Origin of the sequence: Trinickia symbiotica (assembly GCF_003028655.1) — a bacterium.
Lineage (GTDB): Bacteria > Pseudomonadota > Gammaproteobacteria > Burkholderiales > Burkholderiaceae > Trinickia > Trinickia symbiotica_A.
In genome coordinates, this window is record NZ_PYUC01000001.1 from 37,649 (window position 1) to 51,781 (window position 14,133).

At 62.7% G+C, this 14,133-nt stretch carries 13 protein-coding genes; 12 read left to right on the forward strand and 1 reads right to left on the reverse strand.

Features of this window, described 5'->3' with window-relative positions; all coding sequences use genetic code 11:
• Positions 1–6 precede the first annotated feature (6 nt).
• The 6 genes from C9I57_RS00175 to C9I57_RS00200 all read left to right on the forward strand — a co-directional run bounded on the left by C9I57_RS00175 (position 7) and on the right by C9I57_RS00200 (position 7,129).
• A complete protein-coding gene (locus tag C9I57_RS00175; RefSeq protein WP_258187421.1) occupies positions 7–1,464 on the forward strand; it encodes a Y4yA family PLP-dependent enzyme in 1,458 nt (485 codons plus the stop codon).
• Positions 1,461–2,501 (forward strand): PLP-dependent cysteine synthase family protein, encoded by a 1,041-nt coding sequence (locus C9I57_RS00180; RefSeq protein WP_107148652.1) that lies wholly within the window; start codon positions 1,461–1,463, stop codon positions 2,499–2,501. The genes C9I57_RS00175 and C9I57_RS00180 overlap by 4 nt, the downstream gene beginning before the upstream one ends.
• Complete coding sequence (locus tag C9I57_RS00185; RefSeq protein WP_107148653.1) at positions 2,498–3,670, forward strand: NAD/NADP-dependent octopine/nopaline dehydrogenase family protein; 1,173 nt, start codon at positions 2,498–2,500, stop codon at positions 3,668–3,670. The genes C9I57_RS00180 and C9I57_RS00185 overlap by 4 nt, the downstream gene beginning before the upstream one ends.
• 11 nt (positions 3,671–3,681) lie before the next feature.
• Positions 3,682–5,616, forward strand: coding sequence for an IucA/IucC family protein (locus C9I57_RS00190; RefSeq protein WP_258187422.1), 1,935 nt, complete (start codon positions 3,682–3,684; stop codon positions 5,614–5,616).
• Positions 5,613–6,863, forward strand: a complete 1,251-nt coding sequence (locus C9I57_RS00195) for an MFS transporter (RefSeq protein ID WP_107148654.1) — start codon at positions 5,613–5,615, stop codon at positions 6,861–6,863. Before C9I57_RS00190 ends, C9I57_RS00195 begins: the two co-directional genes overlap by 4 nt.
• A 68-nt stretch (positions 6,864–6,931) precedes the next feature.
• Complete coding sequence (locus C9I57_RS00200; protein WP_107148655.1) at positions 6,932–7,129, forward strand: CsbD family protein; 198 nt, start codon at positions 6,932–6,934, stop codon at positions 7,127–7,129.
• A gap of 103 nt (positions 7,130–7,232) precedes the next feature.
• On the opposite strand, the gene C9I57_RS00205 is transcribed toward C9I57_RS00200, so the two are convergent.
• Positions 7,233–7,454: a dodecin family protein gene (locus C9I57_RS00205; RefSeq protein ID WP_107148656.1), complete on the reverse strand. Its 222-nt coding sequence runs from the start codon at positions 7,452–7,454 to the stop codon at positions 7,233–7,235.
• Positions 7,455–7,643: 189 nt separating this feature from the next.
• Here C9I57_RS00205 and C9I57_RS00210 point away from each other — a divergent pair, with 189 nt between their 5' ends.
• From C9I57_RS00210 to C9I57_RS00235, 6 genes are read left to right on the forward strand one after another with little or no spacing between them, the layout of a single operon-like run.
• Positions 7,644–8,648, forward strand: a complete 1,005-nt coding sequence (locus C9I57_RS00210) for a 3-oxoacyl-[acyl-carrier-protein] synthase III C-terminal domain-containing protein (protein WP_107148657.1) — start codon at positions 7,644–7,646, stop codon at positions 8,646–8,648.
• A 2-nt stretch (positions 8,649–8,650) separates the two neighbouring features.
• Positions 8,651–9,667 (forward strand): NAD-dependent epimerase/dehydratase family protein, encoded by a 1,017-nt coding sequence (locus C9I57_RS00215; RefSeq protein WP_107148658.1) that lies wholly within the window; start codon positions 8,651–8,653, stop codon positions 9,665–9,667.
• Positions 9,664–10,512 carry an MBL fold metallo-hydrolase gene (locus C9I57_RS00220; protein ID WP_181321674.1) on the forward strand — a complete coding sequence of 283 codons (849 nt, stop codon included), beginning with the start codon at positions 9,664–9,666 and terminating at the stop codon, positions 10,510–10,512. The genes C9I57_RS00215 and C9I57_RS00220 overlap by 4 nt, the downstream gene beginning before the upstream one ends.
• Positions 10,499–11,851 carry a F390 synthetase-related protein gene (locus C9I57_RS00225; protein ID WP_107148660.1) on the forward strand — a complete coding sequence of 451 codons (1,353 nt, stop codon included), beginning with the start codon at positions 10,499–10,501 and terminating at the stop codon, positions 11,849–11,851. The genes C9I57_RS00220 and C9I57_RS00225 overlap by 14 nt, the downstream gene beginning before the upstream one ends.
• A gap of 7 nt (positions 11,852–11,858) precedes the next feature.
• Positions 11,859–13,019, forward strand: a complete 1,161-nt coding sequence (locus tag C9I57_RS00230; RefSeq protein WP_107148661.1) for an ATP-grasp domain-containing protein — start codon at positions 11,859–11,861, stop codon at positions 13,017–13,019.
• Entirely contained in the window at positions 13,016–14,131 is a 1,116-nt protein-coding gene (locus C9I57_RS00235; protein ID WP_181321675.1) for a GNAT family N-acetyltransferase, read from the forward strand. Before C9I57_RS00230 ends, C9I57_RS00235 begins: the two co-directional genes overlap by 4 nt.
• The last annotated feature ends 2 nt before the right edge of the window (positions 14,132–14,133 follow it).

The following is a 14,133-nucleotide window of genomic DNA, read 5'->3' on the forward strand; positions in this document are numbered from 1 at the left end:
GCGATCATGAATCCCGCCAGCTTTTCACCGCCGGTTCCGGGCATCTCGTCGCGCAGTCTCGTCATCGAAGGTAAGACGCTTGCGCCGCTCGTTCATCGCTACGTGGCGCGACTCGTCGACGAATGGCCCGAGCGGATCCGATCGCTCCTCTCACAGTTCGGCTCCCCGCTCCACATCGTCTTGCCGAACGTGCTCGTCGAGAACGTCGATGCGTTGCGCGCCGTGCTCCATAAGCACGATCTGCCGTTCGAGATGTTCTATGGCGCCAAGGTCAACAAATCGAACGCGTTGGTGCGCGCCGCAGTGGAATCGGGGATCGGCGTGGACGTGTCGAGCCTCTACGAACTCAGAGATGCGCTCCGCTGCGGCGCTGACGGTAGCCGGCTCTGCGCGACCGGCCCCGCGAAAACACGCGTGTTCCACGCGGCGCTGATCGGCGCCGGTGCGCTCATCGCGATCGATTCACGCGAGGAGTTTGACGATCTCTTTTCGCTCGCGCGTGAAATCGCCGCGGAACGTCCCACGCGAATCCTGCTGCGCTATCAGCCTAATGCTTATCGTGCGAGCCGCTTCGGAATGACGGCGGCCGACCTGCTCGTCTGCCTGCGCCGTCTTGCCGCCGTACCCGAGATGCTTCAGTTCGAGGGGTTTCATTTCCATCTATCCGGCTATCGATACGAATCGCGCGTCGAGGCAATCACCGAACTGGTGCCGCTCATCGACGCCGCGCGTGCGCTTGGCGTCTCGCCGCGATTGCTCGACATCGGCGGCGGGATGCCGGTTCGATATGTCGATAGCGCGCTCTACAACGCGTTTTTGCTGAATCAGCGTGAATCCGACTATCGAAATTCGCGCGTTCCGTCCTCGCTCTATCCCTACGGCGGCAACTTGGGCGCGACCGAATGGCTCGGCCGACTCCTGGGATCGTCGTGTGCCCCGGGCTTGTCGGTCGCGCGGTATCTGAACCGCGAAAAGCTGACCCTCGCGCTCGAGCCCGGACGCAGCCTTGTCGATCAGGCCGCGCTTTCCGTGTTCCGCATCACGCGCGTCAAGTCGCTTGCGAACGGCACGCTGGCCGTCTTCGCGGAAGGCAGCAGCTTCAGCGCCTGTGAAACGTGGTTTGCCTCGGAGTTTCTCGTCGATCCGATCCTCATCGCCGCCGACGAAGACGACAAAGCCGACGATTACGCGCGGCACCGCGGCATGTCGCGCGCAACCGTGCCCGCCTACATCGCCGGGCACAGTTGCCTCGACGAAGATGTGATCACGAATCGCTACGTCCATTTTCCGAAGCGGCCCAAAGCGGGAGACCTGCTCGTTTACGCCAACACGGCCGGCTACCAGATGGACCTGCTCGAAAACGAGTTTCATCGCCATCCCATGCCGTGCCGCGTCGTCGCAAGCTTCGACGCCGCGGGCCGCATGGCAATCTCACCTGACGTTTCACTGGAGGCATCGGCATGATCTTGAACAAAGTCACCGATCTGATCGGCAATACGCCGATTCTTAGTCTCTCCGTTCCGGGAAGGCAGGCCAGGCTGCTGCTGAAGGTCGAAAAGAACAATCCGGGCGGAAGCATCAAGGACCGCATGGCGCGCAACATGGTCCTCGCCGCGCTGAAATCGGGCAGGCTCAAGCCCGGCGGCGTCATCGTCGAGTCCTCGTCGGGCAATACCGGCATCGGGCTTGCGATCGCCGCCGTCGAGTTCGGGATGCGCTTCATCGCTGTCGTCGATCATCATGCCGCCCCCGACAAGATCGCCGTCATGCGTGCGCTCGGCGCCGAGATCCGTTATGTGGAAGGCGATTATCGCGAGGACGAAGTCGCCGTCGTCGAGCGCCAGAGAATGGCAGCCGAGCTGGCCGGCGAGATCCGCGGCGCCGTCTTCATGAACCAGTCGGACAACGCCGCCAATGCGGGCGGTTATGCGGATTTCGTGCGCGAAGCCATTGCGGAAGCGGAGCACATCGACGCCTATGTGGGCTGCGTCGGCACGGGCGGCTCGATGACCGGCATCGCGCACGGGTTGAAAGTTCACAACGCGGAGACGAAAACGATCGCCGTCGAGCCGGACGGCTCGATCGTGTTCGGCCAGCCTGGGCACGCCTACTATCAGTCGGGCACCGGAACGCCGGCTGGCGATACGGTAGGTCTCGTGCTCGACTATAGCTGCATCGACATGGGCGTACAGGTTACCGATGCCCAGGCCTTCGAAACGGCCCGCTACGTCGCGCGCAAAACGGGGCTGCTCGTCGGAGGCTCGACCGGCGGCGTCATCTACAAAGCGCTCGAGTTGACCCATAGCGGCATCATCGGCGGGAACGTGCTCGTCGCCGTCGCGGACGGCGGCGAGAAGTACCTGCATACCGTCTTCAGCGAAGACTGGTTGCGCGAGCGCGACCTGCTCGATCCGCGCGTCTGGCAGCAGCTCGACGAATGGCTCGGCAACGACCACTCGATCGACAAGCCGCGCGAGACGCCACGGCTGTATGTGGCATGAACGCGCTCGATGCTGAAAACGACGGCCTGGCGCCGCTCAACGTCACGGTATGCGGCGGGGGGCGCACGGGTCATCTCGCCGCGGTGCTCTTCAAAGCGCGCCCCGGCGTCCGCGTCTCATTGCTGACCGGCCGCCAGGAGGTCGTCGATCGCTACCTCGGCGCTGGGCAGCGCATGAGCGCGATCATGCCCGACGGCACGAAGCAAACCGTGCGACTCGACCGCGTCACCTGCGATGCAGCCGAAGCGCTTCACAACGCCGACGTCGTCATCGTAACGGTGCCGGCGCAGGTGCGCGCCGCGCTGCTCCACCGAATCACTCAATCGCTGCCCACCGAGAAGCCGGTTTTCGTGGGCGCGATCCCGGGATTTTGCGGCTACGACTGGCTCGCGGAACGATTGCTCGGCACGCTGCCGAATGTCGTCATCTGGGGCATGAAGGACGTCGCGCATATCGCTTCCGATCTCGACCCCGGCGTGTCCGTCCGGATGGGCGGCGCGAAGATGACCCTGCATGTCGCGACGCACGTGCGCGAAAGCACGGCAACCAGACGAAATTTGCTCGCGCACTTGGAGCGGCTTTACGACGCACGTGTCGAACTGCTCAACAACTATCTGGAGATCACCCTGACGCCGGGCAACCCGATCATGCACGGCTCCGTCATCTACGGGCTCATCGGGCCTTACGGCCAATGGCACCGGCGGCCGTTCTCGCAACCGATCCGCTGGTGGAATGATTGCCCGGAGCTCGGCGCCTACTTCATCGAGCGCTGCGACGAAGACAATCAGCGATTGCGCACGGCGCTCGAGCGCGAGTTCGGCATCGATCTCTCTTCGGTGAAGCCGCTCAAGCAGGAAATCGTCGAGGCCTACGGCGATCAGATCGCCGATAGCGGAACCATGCTGTCGGTCCTCAGAACGAATCGCGCCTACGACGGAATCTTGGCCCCGCTCGTCCCCTCGCCCAGCGGCACGGGTTATCTGATCGACCGTGAAAGCCGCGCGTTCCAGGAGGACGTGGCATACGGCCTCGCGCTGCTCGTTGAAATGGGAAGGCGCCTGAACGTCCGGTTGCCGTACATCGATGAGATTTATCGCTGGAACGTCTCCTACATGGGGGAATCGCGCGGCTCCGCGCTCGATTACTTCCCTCGAACCTGGCCGTCTTGATCAGGAGTCCTATGGAACACATAAAATGTCTACCCTCGGACGAGCGCGATGACAGTGCCTCGCCCGCGCTAGAAAAGCACCAGGCCGTTCGCTTCGCGTCGCGTCGCAATGCGCTGCGGCGCATGGTGCGATGCGTCTTCGCCGAGCGAATCGTCGATAGCGCGACCCTTGTCTTTGCTCCCGAAGGAACGAGTGCTTATCTGCCGCTCTGGCATCGCCACGCCGTTCTCCACTTCTCCGACCTCTGGGCGGCGCCGGGCGATACGTTCGTCAACCGAGGCGACATCGTGCTCATCGGCGCGAACGGCGCACGTACTGCCGTCGAGAGCCCTGACCAGCTGATCGACATACTGCGGCCGGCGTTCGACTTTCCCGCTCCTGACGACGGCGTGGAAAGACTCGCGCACGACGTCGAAAACAGCATCGAAAACGATGTGCTCGCGCGAGTACATCGCGTGACATGGGAGGCCGATCTCCGAGCGAAGATGCAGGCAGCAAGCGCGACCGGACTGATCGACTATTTGCGCAGCCACTATTCCGTGCGCGATGCCGCGGTGCTGCTCGATCGATGGGGCTCGCTCGAAGGGCACCCGTACTATCCGACGTGGAAAAGCAAACCGGATCTCGACGGGAACCAGGTAGCGGCCCTCTCGCCCGAATTCAACGCCTGCGTCCGCGTGCGTATCGCGGCATTGCGCGCGGACATGGCCTATATGGAATGCATGCCGCGCGTCGGCAGTTACCACGACTGGTTCGCAAGTCAGTTTCCACAAGTCTGGGCACGATGGAAAGCGAGTCTGAACGAACGTGAGCTGCACGAGCGCGAGTGGCTTCCGTTGCCGATCCACAGTTGGCATCTCGAGCATTTCGTTTGCAAACAATATGCGGCCGAGATCGGGGAAGGCCTTCTCATCGTGGATGGGCCGGACATCTATACGCTGCCAACGATGTCGTTTCGCACGATGATGCCGCGGCTGCCGGGGCCCGTGCCGTTCATCAAGCTGCCCATTGCGCTCTGGCTCACGAGCGAGCAACGCAGCCTGCAAGCGAAGTCGATCCATATGGGCCCGCGCATCAGCAGCGTGATCGAGCGCATCCTCGCCGCCGACGCTCGCCTTGCCGGAACCCTCGAAATCTTTCCGGAGGAAGTGGCGTTCCACTATAAACATGCGGTGAAGCAGGAGGACGGTCCGGGACGCTACCTTTCGGTCGCCTATCGGGCAAGCGCGGGTGCCTTCGAGCGGTCCGACGATCTCCTACCCGTCACCGTCGCCGCACTTTCGACGCGCTCGCCGGCAAACCGCCGTCCACTTGTGTCCGAGCTGATCGAGCGCGACGGCCAGCGCGCCACGGCGAATCAGGTCGAGGAATACTTCCGTGCATACGTGAGAACCGTCACATATCCCGTCATCGGCATCTATCTCCGTTACGGCATCGCGCTCGAAGCGCATCAGCAAAACGCGTCCGTCTTGTTTGCCCGCGATGGCGCGCCTCGTCGGCTTGCGATGCGCGATTTCGGCGACGGGCGGACTTTCGCACCACTGCTCGATGCACGTGGGTACGAATTGAAGCCGTACGTTCATCCGGGCATTTTGCCGACCGTCTTCGACGACGACATCGAACCCGTGCGCTCATGCGTGCTCCATGCGTGCTTTGTCTGCCATCTTCACGAGCTCGCACTGCTGCTGACGCAGGAGTACGGTCTCGCATCGCCCCGCCTATGGGACATTCTCCGCGATGAGACGGCTCGGACGTTCGATCTCTTTGCCTCGGATGTCGACAGCACGCTTTGGAGAACCGAACGTGCCGCGTTCCTCGAGCAGCCGTGGCCGAGCCGATCCGTGCTGAGAATGCATCTGCTCAAGTATTCGGACTATCGGATCGAGCACAGGCTATCGAATCCTCTCGTGCCGGCAAAACCCGACTACGCGAGAGCCGATCGATGAGACGCGATACCGTCTTGCCGGCGCCAGCATCAAGGCTCGTCCACCTGCTGTTCACCGTGCAGCTCGTCTCCATCAGCGCCATGGAGATGAGCGGCCCTTTCTGGCCGGTCCACTTAAAAGCGCTCGCCACATCGAGCTTCGAGTTCGGGTTCGCGGCGGTCGCGGTGTACGTCGGCCCAATGCTCGGGATGATGCTGATGGGCGCGCGCTGGGGCCGCATCGGCGATCGAACCGGCCATAAGCTGATGATGTGCCGCGCGCTGCTTGCGCTTGCGCTGACGCAGGCAGCGCTCGCCTTTGCGGAGAACGTATGGGCCATTCTCGCCTTGCGCGTGATCCAGGGCGCGTGCGCGGGCTACACGGCACCCGCGCAAGCCTATGGCGTGACGGTAGTCGATCCCTCGCGCCGCACGCGGCTCTTCGCATATCTGCAAGTGTCGACGAACGTTGGATCGATCGTCGGCGCGATCTGCGGTGGTGTGATCCTGGATCATGCAACGTTCTTTTGGATCAATATCGTCGCGGCTCTGCTTTGCGCCGCCTGCACGCTCGCTGTCGTGCTCGCCGTTCCCGACGTACGCGCACCGCAGACCTCGTCCTCGAGCGAGACGAAAAGCGCGCCGCCGCGCACGCATCGCCCGCTCCGACTCTGGCAAGCGGGACCGATCGGCGGATTGCTCGCCATCATGGGCATGTTGCTAGCCAGCCGCACGATGACGCAGTCCCCGTTTTCGCTCTATGTTCATTCGGTATTCCATGCCGGCAATTGGGTCACGGGGCTCTGCTACGCACTCATGTCTCTCGGTTTTGCCGTATCGGCATCGCTTTGGGCGCGGTACTTCGAAAAGAAGGCGCTTCCCGATGCGTTGCGGAAAATCGTCTACGTCGCCGCCGCATGCGCCATCGTCACGATCGCCGCCGGAATAACCCGGGACGTTCGCGTTTTCGCCACCCTTTATTTCGTATGGGGTGTGCTTCTCGCGGCAACGACACCCGTCTTGATGTCGCTAATTTCGCATGCTGCCGGAAGCCGCGGCCAAGGGCATCTCATCGGCATCGCACAGAGCACCACACAGTTTTCGTCGATCACGGGCATTGCGCTCGGCGGTTGGTTGAGCCAAGCCGTCGGCCTGCAGCACACGTACTTTCTGGTGTCGATCGCCTATGCGGCGGCGCTCGCCGTGGCAGTCCTCGTTACGCGCGAACACCATATCGCGGCACAGTCGGCCATCGCCTCTCGGAGGTGATTAGCGACAATCGGCGGCACGGGAGTTGCTGTCTGATTTTGGCCTCATCTCGACTCAAGGAGCAGACGATGAACGAAGACAAGATAAAGGGCCAGTGGAAACAGCTGTCCGGCAAGCTGAAGGCCCAGTGGGGCAAGCTGACCGATGACGACCTCGCAGTGGCCGACGGCGACAGCGAGTATCTCGTCGGTAGAATCCAGGAGCGCTACGGGATCGCGCGGGACGAGGCCGAGCGACAGTTGCGCGACTTCGACAGCACGCTATGACCCGGGCACGCGCGCCGCTGGCAACGGCGCGCGTGCAGCGAGCCATGGGCTCGGCGATGCAACGTCGGCCGAGCTGATGAACCCCGCCGCTTGCACGATCCTCTTACGTCTCGTACTTGAACGACAGGGATACTCTGGCGCGATATTCGACGATCTTGCCGTTATCGACCTTCATGTCGAGCTTGCAAACTTCGGCGATTCTCAGGTCGCGCAGCGAGTTGGCGGCGGTTTCGACGGCGTTTTTCGCCGCATCCTCCCAGGACGTCGGGCTCGTGCCGATGATCTCGGTGACCTTATAAACGCTCGGTTCCGTGCTGGTGGACATGATCTTTCTCCGGGATGACATGTGCGATCTTTCAGGTCAGCAGACCGCGTGCCAGCTTCGGCGGACGCGCTAGAATGTGCGCTCATGACCGGGACGGACGCAAGGCGACCGGCGGCCTGACCCGCGTATCTCCAATGGGAGTAGACACGCTCGCGGCATTGAAAATGGCATCGATGGAAAGGAGACCATTTGAACGACTCACGACGTCATATTCGCATTTGCGGCACGGGCGTCGCGGTTCCCGAAAGCGTGCTGACGAGCGAAGAAATCGATCGGCGTTTCGGGTTGCCGATCGGCACGGTCTTCGAGCGCTACGGTGTGCGTGCGCGCCACTATGCCAAACACGAAAGCGCCGCCTCGCTCGCGGCGAAAGCCTGCGCCGACGCACTGGCTCGCGCCGGTCTCGAATGGCGCGACATCGATTGCCTCGTTGCGGCATCGGCAACAATGGATCAGGCGTTGCCTTATAACGCCGCGCTGATTCTCAGCGAACTGGGCCATCGCGCACGGCATATCGCCGCATTCGATATCGGCGCCAGCTGCCTGTCGTTCCTCGTTGCGCTCGATACGATCAGCTATCTCGTCGACTGCGGCCGCTATCGCAACGTGATGATCGTATCGGCGGATATCGCGACGTTCTCGCTCGATTGGTCGACGCTCGGTGAATCCGCCATCTTCGGCGACGGCGCCGCAGCCGCCATCGTCCGCAAAAGCTGGCCCGACGAGGCATCGTGCATCCTCGCGTCGTGCATCGAAACACACGCCGAAAGCGCGAGCCATTGCCATATCAAAGCAGGCGGCTCGCGCTACCATCCCGCACGCCCAGGCGTCGACTTCATGCCTCTCACCCTGTTCCATATGGACGGGCCCCGCCTCTTTCGGATAGTCTCTCGCGAACTCCCACGGCTGATGTCGGATCTGCTCGACGGCGCAATGATCGAGCTGGATCAGGTTCGTCTCGTCGTCCCGCATCAGGCGAGCCGCCTCGCGCTCGATCATCTCGCCAAGCGGTTGCGCATCGATGCAACACGAATCGTCGATATCCTCGCCGACTTCGGCAACCAAGTCGGGGCCTCCCTGCCCTGCGCCTTGCATCATGCAATCGCCGACAACCGGCTGCAGCGCGGAGAGCCGTTCATGCTGCTGGGCTCGGGCGCCGGCGTGACGATGGGCGGCATGGTCATGGTGTACTGAAGATGCGCGTGCTCGTAACGGGTGGAACGGGCTTCCTCGGACGCCATATCGTGTGGCGACTGAACGCTTCGGGCCATCGTGTTGTCTTCACGGGGCGAGATTCGAAGCACGCAGCCGATGTGCTGGCCGGCACGGCGCAGCGCGACCTGGACACTCGTTTCATCATGCTCGAGCATGGCGACCCGAAAAGCGCGACTTTGCTGGCGGAAGCGGCAGGCGATGTGGATGCGGTCATCCACTGTGCCGCGCTGTCGTCGCCTTGGGGCCGGCGCGAAGCGTTCGAGCGCGCCAACGTTGCGTCCACGAGCGAGGTAGTCGGCGCATGCGAAGCCCGGCGCATCTCCCGTCTCGTCCATATCTCCACGCCGAGCCTCTACTTCGATTTTCGTGATCGCCTGGGCATTCGGGAAGACGAGCCGCTGCCGCCCCCCGTCAACGAATATGCGAGGACCAAGGGAATCGCGGAACACCTCGTCGCGCGCGCGCAAATCGATTCCGTTATCGTGCTGCGCCCGCGAGCGATCTTCGGTCCTTGGGATGCCACGCTGCTTCCGCGCATCTTCCGTGTCGCCAAAGTATCGCGACTGCCGCTGATGAGAGGCGGGAACGCATTGATCGATCTGACCTATATCGACAACGTCGTCGATGCGGTCATGCTCGCGCTCGGAGCCGACATCGAACGTGCCGTCGTCAACATCAGCAATGGCGATCCGATGACAGTGCGCGACATGTTCGCGAAGCTCGGGCAAGCCTTCGGATTGGAACTGCGCGTGCGCCGCGTTCCCTATCCGCTCGTCGATGCGATCGCCGCGCTTCTCGAACGGGCCGCGCGGCTCCGGCCGGACTGGGAGCCTCCCATCACGCGTTATTCGGCGGGACTGCTGGCGTTTTCGCAAACGCTCGATCTGACGCGTGCGCACACATTGCTAGGCTACGTGCCGCGCGTCCCGCTCGACGTCGGCATCGCGCGTACGGCCGCATGGTTCGCCGCTGCCGCGCGCCACAAGGACGATCGATGAGCACGGAGATCGGATTTCGCCTCCTCAAGGTCGGACATTGCTCGCATCCCGAGTGCATCGCTCAGCGAGGCGGTCGATTCACCGCCGTTCCGTTTCCCGCGTTAGCGTGCCTGCTGATCCATCCGCGGCACGGCCCGATGCTGTTCGATACGGGGTACAGCGATGCCTTCTTTGCCGCGACCCAGCGCTTTCCGGAGCGTCTGTACCGTCTCGTCACGCCGGTGTCGCTCAACCCCGGCGAATCGCTCACAATGCAGCTCGGACTTCACGGCTTTGCGCCGGACGATATCAAGCATCTGTTCGTCTCGCATCTGCATGCGGACCATATTGCGGGAATCGGCGATTATCCGCGGGCGAAGATCTTCGTCATGAGAGCCGAAGTCGAAGCCATGCGCCGGGCGTCGCGCATGGGCGGATTGCGTCGCGGTTATCTTCGTATGCTGCTTCCCGATCGGTTCGATATGTCGTTGACCTATGTGGACGATTGCCCGCGAGTCGCGTTGCCCGATTCGATGCGCCCGTTCAGATACGGCTTCGACCTGCTCGGTGACGGGAGTCTGACCGGCGTGCCATTGCCCGGTCATACGGCGGGCCAACTCGGGCTGCTCTTCAAAACCACCGAAGCACGCACCGTGTTTCTCGTCGCGGACGCATGCTGGTCGCTCGATGCGCTGAGGCATGACCGCGCGCCGACCTGGATCGCGTCGCAGCTTTTTGCCGACAAGCGGGAATATCTCTCGACGTTCGCTGCCCTTCGGCAAGTCCTGGCGCGACAAGAGAGCCTCATGATGGTGCCATCGCATTGCGAATCGACATGGAAGCAACTGAGCGATGAGGCCCGCTGAGTTCGTGCGCATGGTGCGGGCCTTCATCCGCACGCGATATGGCTTGCGATTCCGCGATCGCGCTTCGCTCGAGCAATGGCAACGCCGCCGGCTCGATGCCTTTCTCTCGACAACCTTGAAACAGGCGGCCTTCTATCGAGAGGCGCGCGTCAGCGAGTTGACATCGCTGCCCATTGTCGACAAGCAAACGATGCTCGAACATTTTTCCGGATTCAACACGCGCGGCATCGAACTCGAAAACGCGCTCGCGGCGGCGCGCGCCGCCGAAACCGGGCAACCGCCGCCGACTGGCTTCGATCCGTCGCTCACGGCGGGATTGTCGAGCGGCACCCAAGGACGCCCCGGCGTCTTCCTCGCGAGCGGCGACGAGCGCGCGACATGGGCAGGCATCCTGCTCGCACGGACGCTGGACCGCGATCTGCTCGGATGCCTCGTGCGACGAATGGCTCGTTTGCGTGTCGCGCTTTTCCTGCGAGCGAACAGCACGCTTTATACGACGCTCAGAAGTCGGCTCATCGACTTTCGTTTTTTCGATCTGCAATCGGGTGCGCATACTCATGCGGGGGCATTGGTCAAATTCGATCCGGACGTCCTCGTCGCGCCGGCCAGTGTTCTGGCGTGGCTTGCGAGCGAATCGCTCGACGGCCGCTTGCCGCTGCAGCCGCGCAAACTCATCTCCGTCGCGGAGGTGCTCGAGCCCGACGACGAGCGGCAAATCCGCGCAGCCTATGGCAAGCCGGTGCACCAGTTATATCAGTGCACGGAAGGTTTTCTCGCTTACACATGCGAGCATGGATCGTTGCATCTGAATGAAGAGTTCGTTCATATCGAGCCCGAATGGCTCGACGAGACGCGAACGCGATTCGTCCCGATCATCACGGACTTCACGCGGCGGACGCAGCTGATCGTCCGCTATCGTCTCGACGATATTTTGCGGTTGCGCGGCGAGCCATGCCGATGCGGGCGCGTCACGCGCGCGCTCGCCGCCATCGATGGCCGCGTCGATGACGTGCTCTGGCTCCCCTCGCGCTCCACCGGGCGCCTGATGCCCCTCTTTCCCGACGCCGTTCGGCATGCGATAGCACGACACGGCGATCATGTCCTCGATTACACTCTCGCGCAGCACGACGCGACGCTGCATCTGGCCGTACACGGTGAAGAGGCCGTGTTCGCGTCGGTGCGCCGGGCGATCGACGAATTGATCGGCATGCAGGGCATGACGCCGCCCGCCTGGCGGCGCGCGACTCTCGAAGCGCGCGCGAACGCCGCCAAACGCAGACGGATCGTTTGCGTGACGCGACCATCGGCGAGTCAGTTCGACAGGATGCATTCGACATAGGAACGCCATGACGCGCAACGTTCTGATACTCGGAGGGCGAGCACCGGTCGCGCTGGACCACGCGCGTCGCTTCGCGCATCAAGGTTGGACCGTCACCGTCGCGGACAGCGTTTCCTGCTCGATCAGCGGAGCTTCGCGGGCGGTAAAGACGACACTGCGCATCGCGTCGCCCCGTCACGAGCCGGCGCGATTCGCCGCCGATCTTGCGCGCGCCTGCAGCAGCCATGCCATCGAGCTGGTCGTCCCCACCTGCGAGGAAGTATTTTTCGTCTCGCGCTACCGACAAAGCTTGCCGCAAAAGGTGCGAGTGCTCGCGGACGATTTCGACAAGTTGCGCGATGTCCATAGCAAGTGGCGTTTCCTTTCGCTCGCGCAAGGGTGCGGCGTCGAAGTCCCGCGGTCATCGACGGTGACATCGATCGGTGAAGCGCGCGCCTGGGCCGGGACGAGACCCGTCGTATTGAAGCCGGAGTTCTCGCGATTCGGCGTTCACGTACGGCTCTATCGGAATGGGATTCCCGACGACGCACCCGAGCTCGCCCCACTGGGCCGATGGGTCGCTCAGACGTATCTGACCGGCACGGAGTACTGCTCCTACAGCGTCGCCGACAAAGGGCGGCTCGTCGCCCACAGTCTTTATCGCCCCAAATGGCGGATGCAAACGAGTTCGAGCTTCTATTTCGAGCCGGCTAGCATCGAGGCAATCCGCGGCTTCGTCGCATCGTTCGCAAGAAAACTCGATTTCACGGGCCAATTGTCGTTCGACTGGATCCAGCATATCGACGGCAAACTGAGCGTGCTCGAATGCAACCCGCGTGCGACGAGCGGCTGTCATCTGTTCTCGCTCGATGATCCCCTGCCCGCCGCGCTCGACGGTACGCTCGATGCCCGCATCGAACCTTCGTCGCCAACACCGAGAATGGTAAGCGCCGTCATGCTGACGGCAGGGCTCATCGATGCGTTGAAGCAGCACGAGCTGCGCCGCTGGGTTCATGACTATCGAAGCGGGCTCGATGTCATCGGCATCGCGCACGATCGTCGACCGATCGGCGGTGCGCTGCTCGACCTCGCATCGTATGCGCGGCTTGCGCTCGCGCAGCGTTGCAACATGCGTGAAGCTGCAACGCAAGACATCGAATGGGACGGCGAGGTGCTGCCCGAGCCATGAGCGAATGCCGTTACGTTCCGCGCGAGCGCTTCCTTGCGTCGGCCGAGGCTTTTGCCGCGCTTCACACCGGCGTGCCGACGCAGGACTACGTCGTCAATATCGATGCGAAGGTCGAGACGATCCAACTCGCCGACCTGCCGTTCCCAGCCGTCGTCAACCATGTCGATGAAGAGAATGCCTGGGTCGCGTCACCGCTTACTACCTACAGCCGCTACGCCCTCGAAGAAGCGCGGCGCCTGTTGCCGAAGTGGCTGGCGTGGCCGCTCTCGGGCGTCATCAGTTTGGCCGATCGTTGGTTGCGCGCAAACGGGTTCGATCGGGCCGTCTCGATCAACAACTGGCTTCTCAGCACGAATCTTTATCCGTCGACCGACGGCATCGACTTCTCCGCGGCCCGCGAATCGTTGAAAGCGCGATGGCCGCATCGCGCGATCTGGTTCCGCTCGCTCAATTTCGTGCAGCACGCCGACTGGCTGCATGCGCTCGTCGCGGCCGGATTCGAGCTCGTGCCTTCACGTCAAGTGTATTTGTTCGATGACATCGAGCGATGCGCAGCCGATCACGAGAACTTGCGGCGGGACCTGAAACTGCTACGCTCGACGCCTCTCGAGCGAGTCGACGGCAGCGCGTTTCGCGACGCCGACTTCGCCGCAAGCGAAAAGCTCTACGCCCAGCTTTACATCGACAAGTATTCGAAACTCAATCCTCGTTATACCGCTGCGTTCCTCAGCGCATGGCATCGTGCAGGGCTGCTCGAGCTGACCGGATTCCGGGACCGTTCCGATCGTTTGCTCGCCGTGATCGGCATTTTCGCGCAGGGGCCGCTTTTGACCGCACCCATCGTCGGATACGACACGGCCTGGCCTCGATCGGCAGGACTCTATCGTCTGCTCATGGCCCATGTGCTGGAAACCACGATGCATCGGAGCGGCACGTTGAATCTGAGCGCGGGCGCCGCGCACTTCAAGCGCCTGCGAGGCGGCAAGCCGGCGATCGAATATAGTGCGGTTCTTGCGGAGCATCTTCCGCAACCTATGCGCCGAGCGCTCGGCGCGCTAAGAGCCCTGACGACACGAATCGGCGTACCGATCATGCGGCGCTTTGAGCTTTGATC

Coding starts and splice junctions, on each gene's coding strand:
- C9I57_RS00200 (WP_107148655.1), top strand. CDS start 6,932: ATGAACGAAGACAAGATAAAGGGCCAGTGGAAACAGCTGTCCGGCAAG.
- C9I57_RS00215 (WP_107148658.1), top strand. CDS start 8,651: ATGCGCGTGCTCGTAACGGGTGGAACGGGCTTCCTCGGACGCCATATC.
- C9I57_RS00225 (WP_107148660.1), top strand. CDS start 10,499: ATGAGGCCCGCTGAGTTCGTGCGCATGGTGCGGGCCTTCATCCGCACG.
- C9I57_RS00230 (WP_107148661.1), top strand. CDS start 11,859: ATGACGCGCAACGTTCTGATACTCGGAGGGCGAGCACCGGTCGCGCTG.
- C9I57_RS00190 (WP_258187422.1), top strand. CDS start 3,682: ATGGAACACATAAAATGTCTACCCTCGGACGAGCGCGATGACAGTGCC.
- C9I57_RS00180 (WP_107148652.1), top strand. CDS start 1,461: ATGATCTTGAACAAAGTCACCGATCTGATCGGCAATACGCCGATTCTT.
- C9I57_RS00175 (WP_258187421.1), top strand. CDS start 7: ATGAATCCCGCCAGCTTTTCACCGCCGGTTCCGGGCATCTCGTCGCGC.
- C9I57_RS00235 (WP_181321675.1), top strand. CDS start 13,016: ATGAGCGAATGCCGTTACGTTCCGCGCGAGCGCTTCCTTGCGTCGGCC.
- C9I57_RS00205 (WP_107148656.1), bottom strand. CDS start 7,454: ATGTCCACCAGCACGGAACCGAGCGTTTATAAGGTCACCGAGATCATC.
- C9I57_RS00195 (WP_107148654.1), top strand. CDS start 5,613: ATGAGACGCGATACCGTCTTGCCGGCGCCAGCATCAAGGCTCGTCCAC.
- C9I57_RS00220 (WP_181321674.1), top strand. CDS start 9,664: ATGAGCACGGAGATCGGATTTCGCCTCCTCAAGGTCGGACATTGCTCG.
- C9I57_RS00185 (WP_107148653.1), top strand. CDS start 2,498: ATGAACGCGCTCGATGCTGAAAACGACGGCCTGGCGCCGCTCAACGTC.